The organism is Natrononativus sp. DTA114 (genome assembly GCF_059736515.1).
The window spans coordinates 1,284,906-1,300,355 of sequence record NZ_JCASSN010000001.1; the positions used below are offsets into that span (position 1 = coordinate 1,284,906).

Annotated in this window: 17 protein-coding genes; 11 read left to right on the plus strand and 6 right to left on the minus strand. The window is 64.9% G+C overall.

Translation table 11 applies throughout. The features are described 5' to 3' along the window. The first annotated feature begins 19 nt into the window (after nucleotides 1-19). From ahaH to AC6I6S_RS06655, 8 genes are all read left to right on the plus strand, one after another. The gene (gene ahaH / locus AC6I6S_RS06620) at nucleotides 20-352 is read left to right on the plus strand and encodes an ATP synthase archaeal subunit H (protein ID WP_497948944.1); all 333 of its coding nucleotides are present in this window, start codon (nucleotides 20-22) and stop codon (nucleotides 350-352) included. After that, on the plus strand, nucleotides 339-2,543 hold the full coding sequence (locus tag AC6I6S_RS06625; protein ID WP_497948945.1) for a V-type ATP synthase subunit I: 2,205 nt from the start codon (nucleotides 339-341) through the stop codon (nucleotides 2,541-2,543). Before ahaH ends, AC6I6S_RS06625 begins: the two co-directional genes overlap by 14 nt. Nucleotides 2,544-2,755: 212 nt before the next feature. After that, complete coding sequence (locus tag AC6I6S_RS06630) at nucleotides 2,756-3,022, plus strand: ATP synthase subunit C-like protein (protein WP_497948946.1); 267 nt, start codon at nucleotides 2,756-2,758, stop codon at nucleotides 3,020-3,022. A gap of 18 nt (nucleotides 3,023-3,040) precedes the next feature. Beyond that, nucleotides 3,041-3,622 carry a V-type ATP synthase subunit E gene (locus tag AC6I6S_RS06635; RefSeq protein WP_497948947.1) on the plus strand — a complete coding sequence of 194 codons (582 nt, stop codon included), beginning with the start codon at nucleotides 3,041-3,043 and terminating at the stop codon, nucleotides 3,620-3,622. A gap of 67 nt (nucleotides 3,623-3,689) precedes the next feature. After that, on the plus strand, nucleotides 3,690-4,742 hold the full coding sequence (locus AC6I6S_RS06640) for a V-type ATP synthase subunit C (RefSeq protein ID WP_497948948.1): 1,053 nt from the start codon (nucleotides 3,690-3,692) through the stop codon (nucleotides 4,740-4,742). After that, on the plus strand, nucleotides 4,739-5,068 hold the full coding sequence (locus AC6I6S_RS06645; protein WP_497948949.1) for a V-type ATP synthase subunit F: 330 nt from the start codon (nucleotides 4,739-4,741) through the stop codon (nucleotides 5,066-5,068). The genes AC6I6S_RS06640 and AC6I6S_RS06645 overlap by 4 nt, the downstream gene beginning before the upstream one ends. Before the next feature lies 1 nt (nucleotide 5,069). Continuing rightward, nucleotides 5,070-6,833 carry an ATP synthase subunit A gene (locus AC6I6S_RS06650; RefSeq protein ID WP_497948950.1) on the plus strand — a complete coding sequence of 588 codons (1,764 nt, stop codon included), beginning with the start codon at nucleotides 5,070-5,072 and terminating at the stop codon, nucleotides 6,831-6,833. 2 nt (nucleotides 6,834-6,835) lie between these two features. After that, nucleotides 6,836-8,245: an ATP synthase subunit B gene (locus AC6I6S_RS06655; protein ID WP_497948951.1), complete on the plus strand. Its 1,410-nt coding sequence runs from the start codon at nucleotides 6,836-6,838 to the stop codon at nucleotides 8,243-8,245. Between the two features lie 54 nt (nucleotides 8,246-8,299). Here the strand turns inward: AC6I6S_RS06655 and AC6I6S_RS06660 are convergent, their stop codons facing one another. Beyond that, on the minus strand, nucleotides 8,300-8,485 hold the full coding sequence (locus AC6I6S_RS06660) for a DUF8143 family protein (protein ID WP_497948952.1): 186 nt from the start codon (nucleotides 8,483-8,485) through the stop codon (nucleotides 8,300-8,302). A gap of 76 nt (nucleotides 8,486-8,561) precedes the next feature. Between AC6I6S_RS06660 and AC6I6S_RS06665 the strand changes: the two genes are divergently transcribed. From AC6I6S_RS06665 to AC6I6S_RS06675, 3 genes are all read left to right on the plus strand, one after another. Next, the gene (locus tag AC6I6S_RS06665) at nucleotides 8,562-8,777 is read left to right on the plus strand and encodes a zinc ribbon domain-containing protein (RefSeq protein ID WP_497948953.1); all 216 of its coding nucleotides are present in this window, start codon (nucleotides 8,562-8,564) and stop codon (nucleotides 8,775-8,777) included. 127 nt (nucleotides 8,778-8,904) lie between these two features. Next, nucleotides 8,905-9,621, plus strand: a complete 717-nt coding sequence (locus AC6I6S_RS06670) for a V-type ATP synthase subunit D (RefSeq protein WP_497948954.1) — start codon at nucleotides 8,905-8,907, stop codon at nucleotides 9,619-9,621. Nucleotides 9,622-9,627: 6 nt separating this feature from the next. After that, on the plus strand, nucleotides 9,628-10,017 hold the full coding sequence (locus AC6I6S_RS06675; RefSeq protein WP_497948955.1) for a DUF6276 family protein: 390 nt from the start codon (nucleotides 9,628-9,630) through the stop codon (nucleotides 10,015-10,017). Here the strand turns inward: AC6I6S_RS06675 and AC6I6S_RS06680 are convergent, their stop codons facing one another. The 5 genes from AC6I6S_RS06680 to prf1 all read right to left on the minus strand — a co-directional run bounded on the left by AC6I6S_RS06680 (nucleotide 10,018) and on the right by prf1 (nucleotide 15,258). Continuing rightward, nucleotides 10,018-10,815 (minus strand): helix-turn-helix transcriptional regulator, encoded by a 798-nt coding sequence (locus AC6I6S_RS06680; protein ID WP_497948956.1) that lies wholly within the window; start codon nucleotides 10,813-10,815, stop codon nucleotides 10,018-10,020. An 84-nt stretch (nucleotides 10,816-10,899) separates the two neighbouring features. Next, a complete protein-coding gene (locus AC6I6S_RS06685; RefSeq protein ID WP_497948957.1) occupies nucleotides 10,900-11,709 on the minus strand; it encodes a helix-turn-helix transcriptional regulator in 810 nt (269 codons plus the stop codon). A 48-nt stretch (nucleotides 11,710-11,757) separates the two neighbouring features. After that, nucleotides 11,758-12,549 (minus strand): cohesin domain-containing protein, encoded by a 792-nt coding sequence (locus AC6I6S_RS06690; RefSeq protein ID WP_497948958.1) that lies wholly within the window; start codon nucleotides 12,547-12,549, stop codon nucleotides 11,758-11,760. After that, nucleotides 12,546-13,766 carry a DUF7350 domain-containing protein gene (locus AC6I6S_RS06695; RefSeq protein WP_497948959.1) on the minus strand — a complete coding sequence of 407 codons (1,221 nt, stop codon included), beginning with the start codon at nucleotides 13,764-13,766 and terminating at the stop codon, nucleotides 12,546-12,548. Before AC6I6S_RS06695 ends, AC6I6S_RS06690 begins: the two co-directional genes overlap by 4 nt. Nucleotides 13,767-13,998: 232 nt before the next feature. Continuing rightward, nucleotides 13,999-15,258 (minus strand): peptide chain release factor aRF-1, encoded by a 1,260-nt coding sequence (prf1, locus tag AC6I6S_RS06700; RefSeq protein WP_497948960.1) that lies wholly within the window; start codon nucleotides 15,256-15,258, stop codon nucleotides 13,999-14,001. Nucleotides 15,259-15,450 lie beyond the last annotated feature (192 nt).

Sequence of the window (15,450 nt, forward strand, 5' to 3'; positions counted from 1 at the left end):
AACGTCGCCTGCTTAGAGTATGCCGAGGCCAGAGGTTCTCGAACGAATACAGTCGGCCGAAGCGGAGGCCGACGAGATCGTCGCACAGGCAGAACAAGACCGCGACGAGCGGATAGCCGAGGCCCGGGAACGTGCCGAGGAGATCCGCACGGACGCGGAACAAGAGGCGCGGGATCTCAAAGAGCGCCGCCTCGAGGCGGCGCGCGAAGAGATCGACATGGAGTGCGAGCGTGTCCTCCGCGAAGGCGAACAGGAGCGCGAGGCACTCGCCGAGCGCGCCGAACGCCGGGTCGACGACGTGACGGAGTACGTCGTCGACCTGTTCCAGGAGGACGTGTATGCTCAGACCTGAACGGATGAGCAAGGTGTCGGTGACCGGCTCCCGTGGGGTCATGCCCACGGTCATCGAGACGGTTCACCGGCTCAACCTCGTCCACCTCTCCGACTACGACGGCTCCTGGGAGGGGTTCGACAACGGTAACCCGATCGCGGGCGCCGACGAGGCGTCCGAGAAGCTGGTAACGGTTCGCGCGCTCGAGAGTACGCTCGACATCGAGGCCGACGATACCGACTTCGGCGGGCTCGAACACGACTGGGAGAGCCGTCTCGAGCGCGTTCGAACGCGGGCGAACGAACTCGACGACCGCCGCAGCGAGATCCGCGAGGAGCGCCGGCAGGTCGACGAGCGAATCGACCGGGTCGCGCCGTTCGCCGATCTCGGGATCGACCTCGACCTGCTGTCGGGGTACGACACCGTCGAGGTCGTCGTCGGCGAGGGACCGCAGACGGCCGTCGAAGCCGCACTCGCCGAGTCGGACGACGTCCGAGCCTACGAGACGTTCTCCGGCAGTGACGTGATCGCGATCGTCGCCGCGCCCGCCGAGGGCACCCCCGAGGGCGTCGTCGACGACGCCCTCGTCGGCATCGAGTTCACGCGACACCCCGTCCCGGAAACCAGCGAGGCGCCCGAGACGTACGTCAGGGAACTCGAGGAGGAGCGCCGTCGACTCGAGGCGTCGCTCGAGGAGATCGACACCGAACTCGAGCAGATCAGACGCGAGGAGGGTGCGTTCCTGCTCCGTCTCGAAGAGACGCTGACGATCGAGGTCCAGCGCGCGGAGGCGCCGCTGCAGTTCGCGACGACTGACCGGGCGTTCATCGCGGAGGGGTGGATCCCCGCCGACACCTACGACGAGTTCGTCGCCGCGCTCAGAGACGCCGTCGGCGAGAGCGTCGAGATCGAACAGCTCGAGGTCGCAGAGTACGAGGAACACGAGCACGGCGCGGAAGCTCACACGGGCAGCGACGGCGACGGCGAGGACGAAGAGTCCGAGGCGACCGCCCAGCCGGCCCAGAAGGCCGCAACCGACGGCGGCACGCGCCAGGGAAGCGGCCACGGCAGCGGCGCCGTGACGATGGACGACGAGCCGCCGGTGATCCTCAACAACCTGACGCCGGCGAAACCGTTCGAACTGCTGGTGAAGATGGTGAGCCAGCCCAAGTACAGCGAACTCGATCCCACCCTGCTCGTGTTCCTGACCTACCCGTTCGCGTTCGGCTTTATGATCGGGGACATCGGCTACGGGATCCTCTACATGCTGATGGGGTGGGGCTGCTGGAAGATCTTCGACTCCGACGCCGGCAAGGCGCTCGGAACGATCGGGATCTGGGCCGGCGCCTTCACGATCCTGTTCGGCTGGCTGTACGACGACATCTTCGGGGTCCACATGGAGTACTTCGTCCCCGAGGGCATCCACGGCGCGATGCAGGAGTACCTGTTCGTCGCGAGTCTCGACAAGGGGCTGCAGGCGACTGACTGGGCCCTGTTCTGGATCGTCTTCAGCCTCGTCTTCGGTCTGATCCACCTGAACATGGGGCTCATCCTGGGCTTCATCAACGAACTGAGCCACGGCATCAAGGCGGCGGTTTACGAGCGACTCTCGTGGATCTTCGCGATGAACGGTCTGTTCATCTGGATATTCAGCGACCATCTGACCGGCGAAAAGCCGGACTTCGTCGTTGAGTACGTCGTCTTCCCAGAGGTCGTTGGGCTCGTCGCCCTCGGCTTCCTGGCCGTCGGTGTCGTCCTCGTCGCTGTCGGCGAAGGGATCGCCGGCGTCTTCGAAGTGCCGGCGTGGGCGTTCGGTCACGTCCTCTCGTACCTGCGGATGGTCGCCGTCCTGCTCGCGAAGGGTGGGATGGCGTTCGCGGTGAACCTGCTCGTCTTCGGTGGTTACACCCAGGACGGCTACACCGTGTTCAACCTCCCGACGTACGACGTCACGGGGTACGAACAGAACTTCGTCGGGCTGGTCCACGTCGGCGACACCGCGCTGGTGTCGGCGATCGGGATCCTCGCCGGCATCGTCGTCTTCGTGCTCGGGCACATCCTGGTGCTCCTGCTGGGTATCACCGCGGCGGGCATCCAGATGCTGCGTCTCGAGTACGTGGAGTTCTTCCAGAAGTTCTACGAGGGCGGCGGCGAGGAGTACGAGCCGTTCGGCCACGAGGAGTCGGCGCCAGCGCACCCGCAGGCCGACTGAACTCCCGTTTTCTTTTCGTCTTCGTCGAACTGCGCCGGTAGATCGGCGGGAATGACGAGCGTCAGAAATAGAGTGGCATTAGTTGCCATACCGGCTGGAAATCCGGTGAGAGGAGTTAGCTATGTCGAATCGTTTCGAGAGTTTTATGGGGAGCGCAGAGACAGATACGGCTGTTCGGAGCAATCGAACTCACAGCGAGTATCATTCCACCCATGTTCGAAATCCTAGCAGAAACCGGAAACGTTGTACTGCAGAACGGAGAAGCCGCCGACTCCCCATTCCTGACCGACGTCGGTGCCGCTGCGCTCGCAGTCGGCCTCGCGTCGCTCGCGGCAGGATACGCAGAGCGCGGTATCGGTGCCGCCGCAGTCGGCGCGATCGCAGAGGACGACGACATGTTCGTTCCGGGTATCGTCATGACGGTGCTTCCGGAAACGCTCGTCATTTTCGCGATCGTCGCCATTTTCCTGGTCCAATAAGCGACCACCCCTCTTACAATGAGTTTGGACACAGTCGTCGAGGACATTAGAGAAGAGGCCCACGCGCGTGCGGAAGAGATACGCGCCGAGGGGGAGACCCGCGCCGAGGAGATCGAGGCGGCGGCCGAGGAGGACGCAGACGAGATCCTCGAGTCCGCAGAGCGCGAGGTCGAACGCGAGATCGAGCAGCTGCGCGAACAGCGACTCTCCAGTGCGAAACTGGAGGCGAAACAACAGCGCCTGGAGGCGCGTCGGGACGTTCTCGGCGAGGTCCGCGACGGGGTCGAAGCCGAGATCGCCGCTCTCGAGGGCGATACCCGCGAGGAGCTCACCCGCGAACTGCTCGACGCCGCGAGCGTCGAGTTCGACGCAGGTGACGAGGTTCACGTCTACGGTCGTGCCAGCGACGCCGACCTGCTGACGGCGATCCTCACCGACTACGACGGCTACGAGTACGCCGGCGAGTACGACTGTCTCGGCGGCGTCGTCGTCGAGAGCGAGGGCTCCCGAGTTCGGGTCAACAACACGTTCGACTCGATCCTCGAGGACGTCTGGGAGGACAACCTCCGGGAGATCAGCAACCGGCTCTTCGAGCAATGAACACGGTCGTTCCCACTCGCATGGCTCGTCTGCCACTCCCTGCGCACGCGAACCAGAGGTGGTCCGCGTGAACGCCGAAGCCTCTAATCCGGAGTACGTGAACGCCCGCGTTCGGTCCCGCCGAGCGGCGCTGTTCGCGGACGAGGACTACCGGAAGCTGATCCGGATGGGGCCGAGCGAGATCGCACGGTTCATGGAGGAGACGGAGTACGAGCGCGAGATCAACGCGCTCGGGACGCGGTTTTCCGGCGTCGACCTGATCGAGTACGCGCTGAACCGGAACCTCGCGAAGCACTTCGACGACCTGCTGAAGTGGTCCCAGGGTCGGATCTACGACCTGATCGCCCGCTACCTCAGGAAGTTCGACGTCTGGAACATCAAGACGATCATCCGCGGGATCTACACCGACACCCCCGCCGAGGAGATCCAGACGGACCTCATCCGCGCCGGCGAACTCGAGGATGCGACTCTCGACCGGATGCTCGAGCTGAGCGAGATCGAAGACGTGATCGACGTCCTGTACGGCACGATCTTCTACGAACCGCTCGCCGAAGCCTACGAGGTCTACGAGGAGACCGGCGTGCTCGTCCCGCTCGAGAACGCCCTTGACCGGGCGTTCTTCGAGAACCTTCTCGCGGACCTCGGGCGGCCAAAGGAGGGTCCCGAAGCGATGTACGTCGAGTTCCTGCAGGCCGAGATCGACTTCCGGAACGCCCGGAACGCGCTGCGACTCGCTCGCAGCGGCGCCGATCTCGACCCCGCGGAGTACTACATCGAAGGCGGCGTGCTGTTCGATGCGTCGGAGCTGAGCCTGCTGGTCAACGACTACGACGAACTCGTCTCCCACATCGCGGACAGTCGCCGCTACGGGGACCGGCTCTCGACGGCGCTCTCTCGACTGCGCGAGGCCGACAGCCTCATCCAGTTCGAGCACGCCCTCGACGCCGCCTTGCTCGAGTACTCCGACAAGCTCTCGAGCATCTACCCCGTCTCGGTGTCGGCGGTGTTCTCCTACATCCTCGCCAAGGAGCGCGAGGTCGAGAACATCCGCGCGATCGCCCGCGGCCGCGAGGTCGGCCTCACCGAGAACGAGATCGAAGAGGAGCTGGTGGTGCTATGAGTCAGGAAATCGCAGTCGTCGGCAGCCCCGAGTTTACGACGGGCTTTCGACTCGCAGGCGTGAGACGGTTCGAGAACGTCCCGGACGACGAGAAATCCGAGGACTTAGACGACGCCGTCACCAATGCACTCGGTGACGAAGGCGTCGGCATCGTCGTCATGCACGACGACGACCTCGAGTACCTCTCGCGGAACGTGAGACAGGACGTCGAAACGAGCGTCGAACCGGTCGTCGTCACCATCGGTAGCGGTACGGGTGGCGGCGGTCTTCGCGAACAGATCAAACGCGCCATCGGGATCGACCTGATGGAAGAGGATCAAGAGTAACATGAGTCAGGCAGACAACACCGAAGCCGTCAGAGAAGACGGAATCATCAACAGCGTGAGCGGTCCGGTCGTGACCGCCGCGGACCTCGACGCCCGGATGAACGACGTCGTCTACGTCGGCGACGAAGGGCTGATGGGCGAGGTCATCGAAATCGAAGGGAACCTGACCACGATTCAGGTGTACGAGGAAACCTCCGGCGTCGGCCCGGGCGAACCCGTCGAGAACACGGGCGAGCCCCTTTCGGTCGACCTCGGACCGGGAATGCTCGACTCCATCTACGACGGCGTTCAGCGCCCGCTCGACGAACTCGAGAGGAAGATGGGCTCGGCGTTCCTCGATCGTGGTGTCGACGCGCCGGGGATCGACCTCGAGAAGCAGTGGGAGTTCACCCCCACCGTCGCCGAGGGCGACACCGTCGAAGCCGGCGACGTCATCGGCGAGGTTCCCGAAACCGAGAGCATCACCCACAAGGTGATGGTCCCGCCGAACTCCGAGGGCGGCGAGATCGACTCGATCGAGGCCGGGAACTTCACCGTCGAAGAGCCCGTCGCCACACTCGACTCCGGCGAGGAGATCACGATGCACCAGGAGTGGCCCGTCCGCCGGGCGCGACCGGCCAGCGAGAAGCAGACGCCGACGGTGCCGCTCGTCTCCGGGCAGCGCATCCAGGACGGCCTGTTCCCCATCGCGAAGGGTGGGACGGCCGCGATTCCAGGACCCTTCGGCTCCGGAAAGACCGTCACTCAGCACCAGCTCGCGAAGTGGTCCGACGCGGACATCGTCGTCTACGTCGGCTGTGGCGAGCGTGGCAACGAGATGACCGAAGTGATCGAGGACTTCCCGGAACTCGAGGACCCGAAGACGGGTAAACCGCTGATGTCCCGGACGTGCCTCATCGCGAACACCTCGAACATGCCCGTCGCAGCGCGCGAGTCCTGCATTTACACGGGGATCACCATCGCGGAGTACTTCCGCGACATGGGGTACGACGTCGCGCTGATGGCCGACTCCACCTCCCGGTGGGCAGAGGCCATGCGCGAGATCTCGAGTCGACTCGAGGAGATGCCCGGCGAGGAGGGCTATCCCGCCTACCTCTCCGCGGCACTGTCGGAGTTCTACGAGCGGGCCGGCCTGTTCGAGAACATCAACGGCACCGAGGGATCGGTGTCGGTCATCGGGGCGGTCTCGCCGCCGGGCGGCGACTTCTCCGAGCCGGTCACCCAGAACACCCTGCGTATCGTCAAGACGTTCTGGGCGCTCGACGCGGACTTAGCCGAGCGGCGACACTTCCCGTCGATCAACTGGAACGAGTCGTACTCGCTGTACCGCCAGCAGCTGGACCCCTGGTTCCGCGAGAACGTCGCCGAGGACTACCCGGAGATCCGCCAGTGGGCCGTCGACGTGCTCGACGAAGAGGGCGAACTCCAGGAGATCGTTCAGCTCGTCGGCAAGGACGCGCTGCCGGAGGACCAGCAGCTGACCCTCGAGGTCGCACGCTACCTCCGTGAGGCGTGGCTCCAGCAGAACGCCTTCCACGACGTGGACACGTTCTGTCCGCCCGAGAAGACCTACCGGATGCTGCAGGCGATCAGGACGTTCCACGACGAGGCCTTCAACGCACTCGAGGCGGGCGTCCCGGTCGAAGAGATCATCGACATCGACGCCGCACCCCGGCTCAACCGGATGGGCACGGCCGAGGAGTGGAACGAGTTCATCGAGGAACTCGAGGACGACCTCGAAACTCAACTCAGGGATCTGTACTAACCATGAAAGAGTATCAAACCATTACGGAGATCAGCGGTCCGCTGGTGTTCGCCGAAGTCGACGAACCGGTCGGCTACGACGAGATCGTCGAGATCGAGACGCCTGACGGCAGAACCCTGCGCGGACAGGTACTGGAATCGAGCGAGGGACTCGTCTCCATCCAGGTGTTCGAGGGAACGGGCGGTATCGACCGCAACGCCTCGGTTCGGTTCCTGGGCGAGACGATGAAGATGCCCGTCACCGAGGACCTCCTCGGTCGCGTGATGGACGGGTCGGGGAACCCGATCGACGGCGGCCCCGAGATCGTTCCCGACGAGCGCCGCGACATCGTCGGCGCGGCGATCAATCCCTACTCCCGGGAGTACCCCGAGGAGTTCATCCAGACGGGTGTGAGTTCCATCGACGGGATGAACACCCTCGTTCGCGGTCAGAAGCTGCCGATCTTCTCGGGTTCGGGACTGCCGCACAACGATCTGGCACTCCAGATTGCCCGGCAGGCGACCGTGCCGGAGGAGGAAGAAGGCGGCGAAGAGGGCTCGGAGTTCGCAGTCATCTTCGGCGCGATGGGGATCACCCAGGAGGAGGCAAACGAGTTCATGCAGGACTTCGAGCGCACGGGCGCACTCGAGCGCTCGGTCGTCTTCATGAACCTCGCGGACGACCCCGCAGTCGAGCGGACGGTCACGCCGCGACTCGCGCTCACCACGGCGGAGTACCTCGCCTTCGACAAGGGCTACCACGTGCTGGTCATCCTCACGGACATCACGAACTACTGTGAGGCGCTCCGCGAGATCGGTGCCGCACGCGAAGAGGTGCCCGGACGGCGTGGCTACCCCGGCTACATGTACACCGACCTGGCCCAGCTCTACGAGCGCGCGGGTCGGATCGAGGGCCGCGAGGGATCGGTCACCCAGATTCCGATCCTCACGATGCCCGGCGACGACGACACCCACCCGATCCCCGACCTGACGGGGTACATCACGGAGGGGCAGATCTACGTCGACCGAGACATCCACTCCCAGGGTATCGAGCCGCCGATCAACGTGCTGCCGAGCCTGTCGCGGCTGATGGACGACGGGATCGGCGAGGGCCTGACCCGCGGCGACCACGCCGACGTCTCCGACCAGATGTACGCGGCGTACGCGGAGGGTGAGGACTTACGCGACCTCGTGAACATCGTCGGCCGCGAGGCGCTCTCCGAGCGTGACAACAAGTACCTCGACTTCGCCGACCGCTTCGAGGCGGAGTTCGTCCAGCAGGGGTACGACACCAACCGATCGATCGACGAGACGATCGAACTCGGCTGGGACCTGCTGTCGGACCTTCCGAAGGAGGAACTCAACCGGATCGACGAGGACCTCATCGCGGAGCACTACCGCGAGACGGAATCCGAAGCCGTACAGGCCGACTAACTGCGATCTTCTGCGGTTTTTCTCGCGTTGCTCGAGCGGTGGCGCTCCGGTCGGCTACCGATCCGGCCGCTCGGGGTCGGTGTCCTCGCCGCGACCGCCGCGGGCCTTCGCCTCGCGCTCTGCGGTCTCCCTGTCGAGGACAGTGGGGTTCGTCGTCTCCTCACTGATCACGAGATAGAGTCCGAGCATCGTTCCGACGGCGACCAGTAGAAATCCGAACACGAGCACGGCCTCAGGCATTTCGTATCACGACTGTCTGTTCGACACTCGGATGACGAACACAAAATACTTGTCACTGACAGATAGTCCGAGCGGTATGGCCGACAGACAGACGAGCGCCGACGAGGGGTGTCCGAAGTGCGGGCACACGGAGACAGAGGTGGACGATATCGCGACGACCGGAACGGGGATGTCGAAGTTCTTCGACATCCAGAACCGTCGGTTCCACGTGGTCTCCTGTACGAACTGTGGCTACGCTGAGCTCTACAAGGGTGGGTCGACCAGCGATATGGTGGATCTATTCCTTGGGTAGGGTTGGATCTGGACGGCCCCGTCGGTAGTCGAACCGAAGCTGAACGCCGTCACGTCGCAGTGTCCGCTCACTCGAGCGAGCGAAACTGTAAACAGTTATCCGACTGGGAGCGCTACACCCGCTCAACATGGCCAAGGACGTCAAACCGACCCGCAAGGAGTTGATGCAGATCGAGGATCGCATCGATCTCTCCGAGCGAGGTCACGGCACCCTAGAGAAGAAGCGGGACGGGCTGATCATGGAGTTCATGGACATCCTCGACAAGGCCCAGGACGTCCGCGGAGAGCTCTCGGATGACTACGAGGACGCTCAGAAGAAGATCAACATGGCCCGTGCGATGGAGGGCGACGTCGCGGTTCGCGGCGCGGCAGCGGCGCTGCAGGAACACCCCGAGATCACCACCGAATCGAAGAACATCATGGGGGTCGTCGTTCCCCAGATCGAGTCCTCGAGAGTCTCGAAGAGCCTCGACCAGCGCGGGTACGGGATCATGGGTACCTCAGCCCGCATCGACGAGGCCGCCGAGGCCTACGAGGATCTCTTAGAGAGCATCATCCTCGCCGCCGAGGTCGAGACGGCGATGAAGAAGATGCTCCGGGAGATCGAGACGACCAAGCGGCGCGTCAACGCGCTCGAGTTCAAACTCCTCCCCGAACTGTACGAGAACAAGGAGTTCATCGAGCAAAAACTCGAAGAACAGGAGCGAGAGGAGATCTTCCGCCTGAAGAAGATCAAGGAGAAGAAAGAACAGGAGGAGAAGGAAGCCCGCCAGGTCGACGAGGACGCCGTCTCCGGCGACGAACTCGAGCAGGCGACCGCCGGCGGCCTCCCCGGCGGCGACTGAGACGAGATGGGCTGTCCGTGTGGCGAGCGCAGGGTCGTCTTTTCCGTTCCCGAAACCAAACGCGAGTACGCACCGGAGGGTGCGGCGACTGCGTCGATCTGTCCCCGGTGTCTCACCGTCAGCGCCGGCGACGAACCGGCCCCGGAGCCCGAGTTCGACCGTCTCAGTGACTCCTTTCCCACCCGTTCGGAGCGCGCGGTGCCGCTGGCGCTCGCGCTGGGGCTCTGTTCCTCGCTCGCGACGAACAGAGAGGCCATCGCGACGCTGCTCGAGGAGACCGAACGCGCCGGCGTCGACCCGCTGCTCGTCCTCGATCGGCTGCTCGCGGAGCCGACCGTCGAACCGGCGATCGACCTCGAGCGCCGTCGCCACCAGCTCGAGCAGCTCCTGTACTAGCTACTCGAACCGGTTCTCGGGGAGCGGGGTTGCATCGGCCCGATACCGCTCGTACACCGATTCCGCCCAGGCGACGCCCTCGGCTGCGTCGTTGTGGATCGTTCCGACGACGTCGTTTTCCTCGCCGTAGACGAACAGAACGGCGTGGTCGTCGCCGTCGGTCTCGAGGAGCGTGAGCCCGTACGGAACCGACTCGACCCGACGGATCCGACAGCGGCCGCTCTCGAGCAGGTCGCGTACGCACTGCCGTTCCGGCGGCGACTCGAGGATGTACTCGGCGAGATTGTCACAGACGACGAGGTCAACCTCGAGGCCGCCATCGAGCACGCGGTCCCGGACGAGTTGCGGCGTCGTCGACTGGGAGATACAGCACGAAAGGCCGCGAAGGCGGTCGGCCCGTTCGAGGAGGCGCTCGAACTGGCTCACCGGTCGGTGGGGGACCGGCGGCGTCGACTGGACGACCACCGCCCCCTCGAGAAACTCGGACGCCATCGGCGCCTCCGCCGGAAGCGACCTGAGGAGGGGGCCGGCCGGGACGACGCCAGCGACGCGCTCGAGGCAGTCGAGATACCGATCGACGAGCAACCGACCGTACAGCGTGGGTGCGTACCCCTCCTCGGTGCGGGTGAGCAAGCCGGCGTCCTCGAGTTCGCGGACCGCCCGGTCGACAGTCGAGCGGGAACAGCCGAGTGCGGTCTCGAGTTCCGGTTTCTCGAGCGGGCCGTGTTCCAGCGCGCCGAACAACTCGATCCGGGAGTGAACCGCGCCGAACGCGTCGAGTAGCGAGTCGGACTGCACGGGTTCGACTCGATGCCCCGCACCCAAATACGTACGGATGTCTGAATTATCAGTTTTCGAATACTCTGCCGCGAGACCGGCTCGTTATTCGGCGCGATCGCTCGCCGACGGCGGCGGCGGAATCGAGGTTGCAGCCGCCCGGTAGCGACGGTAGACGTCGAGGCCCCACTCGAGCGCCGCCGGCGAGTCGTTCTCGAGGACGGTCGTCACATCGCCGGTCTCGGTCGTGAGAACGACGAAGACGTGCGCTCTCGAGGGACGGTCGATAATAGCGAGCCCGTACGGAACCGACGGGAGAGCGTGGATCCGGAACTGACCGGTCGCCATGACTTCCCGGAGTTGCTCGCTGCGGTTGGCACACAGAAACGCGAGCAGGTCCTCGGTGAGGACGGCCTCGACGTCGAGTTCGCCCGCAACCGTCCCGTCGTACACCAGCGTTCGAAACTGCGGGAGGCGTTCGGCCGTCACGAGGCCGCGAAAGCGGTCCGCTCCGTCGAGTCGCTGGGCGATGTCCTCGAGCGGTTCGTTCGGCGCGTGTGTCGCCGGCTCGTGGACGGTCGCCCCCTCGAGCATCGCGGTGGACATCGGCGCCGATGGCGGAAGCGACGCGAGGAGGTGACTGGTCTCGCCGATCGCCTCGAACTGCTCGAGCGACCGACGATACTCCGCGAGCGCGAGGCGACCGGCCACCGTGAGAGCGACGCCGTCCGGCCGGCGGTCGACGAGCGACCGCTGTTCGAGTTCACGGATCGCCCGATCGACCGTCGACCGGGAACAGTCGAGCGCCTCGGCGAGTTCGCGTTTACCGAGTGGCGTCGACTCGAGAACGGAGAGGAAATCCTGTCGACGGGAAACCGCGTCCAGGAGTGGTACATCGGTTCGTGGAGGGCTCATCGGGGCGTCACCGATCCTACACCAGCGACTGCCAAAGGCCTCCCGATATCACGGCTGGGACGGCCCGCGAACGAGCAGTGCGAGGCCGACGGCGACGGCAAGCGTGGCGACGAGGCCGGCAAAGACCGAGAACCCCGGCGTCGAGTCGCTCCGGTCGTCCTCATCCGCCGCGGTCGAGTTTTCGGATCGTGGCTCCGATTCGGACTCGTCCACAGTCGCCCCCGCATCGGGTTCGCCCTCGTCGTCCGCCTCCGCGAGGGGTACCCCCGGCTCGTCACCGCTCGCGTCCGACGGCTCGTCGTCCACACCGCCGGCGACGACCAGCGTTCCGTCACGGTCGACGACACTCTGGGGGTAGCCGTTTACCAGGCCCACCGAGGACTCCGCGAACTCGAGTGTCGACTCGCTCGGCTCGGCATCGGCCTCGGCCTCGAGAGTCAGCGTGAGAAGGGTGTCAGTGCCCGTCGCGCCCGGTCCCGGCGGGTCGCGCTCGTGACTGACGGTGAGCGCCCCGCCGGTTTCGTCGTATGTCTCCGACGTGAGGACCTCGCTGTCCCCGTCCGCGAGCCACTCGCCATGGGTGATATCGACCACCGACAGGGTGTCCGCGTCGTAGTCGAGGGTGAACGTAACCTCGCCGACGCCGTCACCGCCGTAGCCGCCGTGGCTGCTCAACACGACGTCGACGGTGACCGTCTCACCCGGCTCCACCTCGATATCGCCTCCCTCGAAGTAGAGGATCGCGATGTTGTCGCCGGCGGATCCGATGGGGGCAACGAGCGTTCCCAGGAGAACGCAGACGACGAAAAGACCACACAGCGGTCGGCTTCCGACACTCATCGGTCCACCGAAATCTCGACCGGCGGCATCTCGAGAAACGCGGTTTCGTACCCCTGGTGGCGGGCGACCTGGGGCGGGGAGTCGACCGTGATCTCGAGCGTGTCACCCGCCTGGAGCTCCGAAGTCGCGGCGCCGTAGTGGAGGCCGAGTTCGTGGTCGATCGCCTGCTGGAGATCGGTTTCAGCGACGAGGTCGCCGTCGCGCGTTACGGCCGCTCGAAGCGCCATATCCGCGAGCGGCACCCGGTTATACGGCGTTCTGGGCGAGACGACCAGATACTCCTCCCCGTCGACGAGATGTGCCGCGTCCTCGAGGACGGCGGTGAGGAGGATCGCGTCGCCGCTTTCGGGGTCGCCGAGCACGACGCCGGGGAACTCGTCGGCTGCGGGAACCCTCGAGTACGGGACCTGGTGATGGTCGTCGTGGTGGTCGTTCCCGTGATCGGCGTGACTGTCGTCGCCGTGATGATCGTCCCCGTGATCATCGTGATCGTGGTCGCCGTGATCCATCGGCTCGAGCGCTCCCGGCTCCCCCCAGTACTCCTCGTCCAGATACTCGACGCCGCCGACGACTTCCTGGCGGAAATCATCGTCGTAGACGAACTCGAAGGAGGCGGTCTCGGTGTCGGTGAATTGCCCCTCGAGTTCGCCGGTCGTGGGCACGTCGAGCGGCGGAATCCGCACTTCGACCTCGTAGGCGCCGTCGTCCTCGAGAGGAACGTTGTCGCCGAAGTGAAAGCCCATCTCCTGGGAGATCATCGTCCACGGCGACCGTTCGTCGATCTCCTCGCCGTCTCTCTCGATCGTGACCCTCGTGCCCGAGTCGACGGGGAGTACGGTTTCCGTTTCGCGGTCCCAGAGGGTGATCATCAGGTGAACGCCGGCGCCCGGATCGGGGTCGACCCGCTCTGTGTCCCGGCCCGTGACGAGCCAGAACGGGTGGGGGTACGACAGCATCGGCGCGAGCAGGTAGTCGCCGGCTTCGATCGGCTCGAGCATCCGCATCGCCTCGCGGTGGGTCGGCACGTACACCGCGTCCGGCGGGTCCTCGACCTCCGGAAACGCCGGCATCGTTTCGTCGTCCGCGACCGAATCGTCGTCGGCCTCGGCGGTCGAGTCGTCATCTGCGCCGGGTTCCGAATCCGTACATCCAGCGACGAGCGCGATGCCGGTCGTAGATCCCGCGGTTACACCCTGAAGGAACGTGCGTCGATTCATCGTTGTGTAGCTCCCGGCGGGCGACCTCGAGTCGGCAAGCGAATCGATGGAGGGTCAGTCGCCGGGACGTGGCTACCAGAGGTGAGCCACCGAACCGTCTAAACTCTGACTACCGCGACCAGTATCCGCCGGCATCTGAGACGGGTTCCTCTCGAGTCGGAGTCCGTCTGCGACGGCGGTCGGTGACAGAGCGCAGAAAACGGGGGTCGCGCCGGCGAGTCAGCGAGGGAGGTTAGACGCCGGTGCTGTACCGGAGGATACCGGCGACGCCGCCGAAGGCGTTGTAGAGCTGTTCGCCCTTCTCGAAGTCCGTCGAGATGAACTTCGTCTCGGTGCCGCGCTGTTCGGCGATCCCGATCAGGTGCTCGATGGCGTCCTCGCGGTCGTCCTCGCCCGCTTCGACAGCCGTTCCGCACTCGGAGCACTCGTGGCCGGGGGTGGACTTGCGCCGGTCGATCATCGTCCGGTCCGTGTTATCGCACTCGGGGCAGTCGTAGGTGACGACGTCCTTGCGGAGGTCCTCGCTAATCAGCAGTCGGTCGACCGACCCCATCACGAGGTTCCGACGGGTCTGTTCGAAGCCGTACGTCGCGAGGTCGCCCGCGTTGAGTTCCTTGAAGAACTCCTCCATCTGCTGTTTGTCCTTGACGACCTCCGCGTCGGCCAGCGCGTCTTCGGCGTTGTCGACGAGGTCCTTGAGCCCGGACTCGTCGGTGTAGGCGACGTCGAACTTGCCGATCACCGTGTCCTGAAGCTCGTGGTGGAGGTAGTCGCCGTCCAAGAACTCGTCTTTGGTCGGCGAGGGGCCGCCGACGAGAACGCCGTCGAGTTCGTGGCGCTTCGGGACGAAGAGGTCGTTTGCCATCCCCGCAACCTCCTGGTAGAAGTTGTCGATGGCCTCGAGACGAAGCCGGGCGAATCGCTGGGCGGACTGGCCACCTTTGCGCTGCTTGCCGGGGACGAGCGAAGAGGCGGATTTGACGGGTTCGATGCGTTTCCCCTTCAGCCAGCCGACGTTGGCCTCGCGCCGATCGAGGACGATCAGGCCGTAGAGGCCCTTGTCGGTGAGCATCTCCTCGAGGGGCTCCGTGAGGAAATCGGAGTCGCAATGATACCGGAACGACTCGACGGGCTGGGGCGGGCTCTCGAGGGTGCGTGTGACCATCTCGGTCTGGCCGCCGCCGGAGTCGACGGCGCCCGAGAAGATCACCATCCCGTTCTCCGGCGGGAAAGTGTCGTAGTACCGAAGGCGGTCCTTGATGCTCGTAAGCGCGTCCTGGACATTGGTCCGGGTCTGTTTCGACTTGATGTTCGCGGCTTCGGAGTGTTCCTGGGTGACGTGGGCAACGACGTCACTGATCTGGCGATCCTCGGGGATGTAGATCGTGACGAGCTGGGTCCCCGACCCTTCGAAGTTCTTGAGGTCCTCGATAACCTTCCGGAACTCGTACTTCTTCCGGTCGGATTGCTCTTGCTCACCCTCCTGGCTCATTGTCCCTACAAAGCGGTGCTGGGGGTAAGTACCCTTTGACATCCCGACCGCCCTTGAGGGCGTGTAAGACGAACCGATCGGGCGCGACGAGAGGAGACCAATTCGATCAGCGATCCGATATTTGCTCGCTCGGCGGATCCCCGAACGTGTGGTTACGATTTAAGGTGCTCCCGCCACACTGTCCGGTTAGTA

Excerpts from the sequence above, each read along its gene's own strand:
- AC6I6S_RS06635 (WP_497948947.1), top strand. The coding sequence starts at position 3,041 with ATGAGTTTGGACACAGTCGTCGAGGACATTAGAGAAGAGGCCCACGCG.
- AC6I6S_RS06670 (WP_497948954.1), top strand. The coding sequence starts at position 8,905 with ATGGCCAAGGACGTCAAACCGACCCGCAAGGAGTTGATGCAGATCGAG.
- AC6I6S_RS06655 (WP_497948951.1), top strand. The coding sequence starts at position 6,836 with ATGAAAGAGTATCAAACCATTACGGAGATCAGCGGTCCGCTGGTGTTC.
- AC6I6S_RS06650 (WP_497948950.1), top strand. The coding sequence starts at position 5,070 with ATGAGTCAGGCAGACAACACCGAAGCCGTCAGAGAAGACGGAATCATC.
- AC6I6S_RS06630 (WP_497948946.1), top strand. The coding sequence starts at position 2,756 with ATGTTCGAAATCCTAGCAGAAACCGGAAACGTTGTACTGCAGAACGGA.
- AC6I6S_RS06665 (WP_497948953.1), top strand. The coding sequence starts at position 8,562 with ATGGCCGACAGACAGACGAGCGCCGACGAGGGGTGTCCGAAGTGCGGG.
- AC6I6S_RS06625 (WP_497948945.1), top strand. The coding sequence starts at position 339 with ATGCTCAGACCTGAACGGATGAGCAAGGTGTCGGTGACCGGCTCCCGT.
- AC6I6S_RS06645 (WP_497948949.1), top strand. The coding sequence starts at position 4,739 with ATGAGTCAGGAAATCGCAGTCGTCGGCAGCCCCGAGTTTACGACGGGC.
- AC6I6S_RS06660 (WP_497948952.1), bottom strand. The coding sequence starts at position 8,485 with ATGCCTGAGGCCGTGCTCGTGTTCGGATTTCTACTGGTCGCCGTCGGA.
- AC6I6S_RS06690 (WP_497948958.1), bottom strand. The coding sequence starts at position 12,549 with ATGAGTGTCGGAAGCCGACCGCTGTGTGGTCTTTTCGTCGTCTGCGTT.
- ahaH (WP_497948944.1), top strand. The coding sequence starts at position 20 with ATGCCGAGGCCAGAGGTTCTCGAACGAATACAGTCGGCCGAAGCGGAG.
- AC6I6S_RS06695 (WP_497948959.1), bottom strand. The coding sequence starts at position 13,766 with ATGAATCGACGCACGTTCCTTCAGGGTGTAACCGCGGGATCTACGACC.
- prf1 (WP_497948960.1), bottom strand. The coding sequence starts at position 15,258 with ATGAGCCAGGAGGGTGAGCAAGAGCAATCCGACCGGAAGAAGTACGAG.
- AC6I6S_RS06675 (WP_497948955.1), top strand. The coding sequence starts at position 9,628 with ATGGGCTGTCCGTGTGGCGAGCGCAGGGTCGTCTTTTCCGTTCCCGAA.
- AC6I6S_RS06685 (WP_497948957.1), bottom strand. The coding sequence starts at position 11,709 with ATGAGCCCTCCACGAACCGATGTACCACTCCTGGACGCGGTTTCCCGT.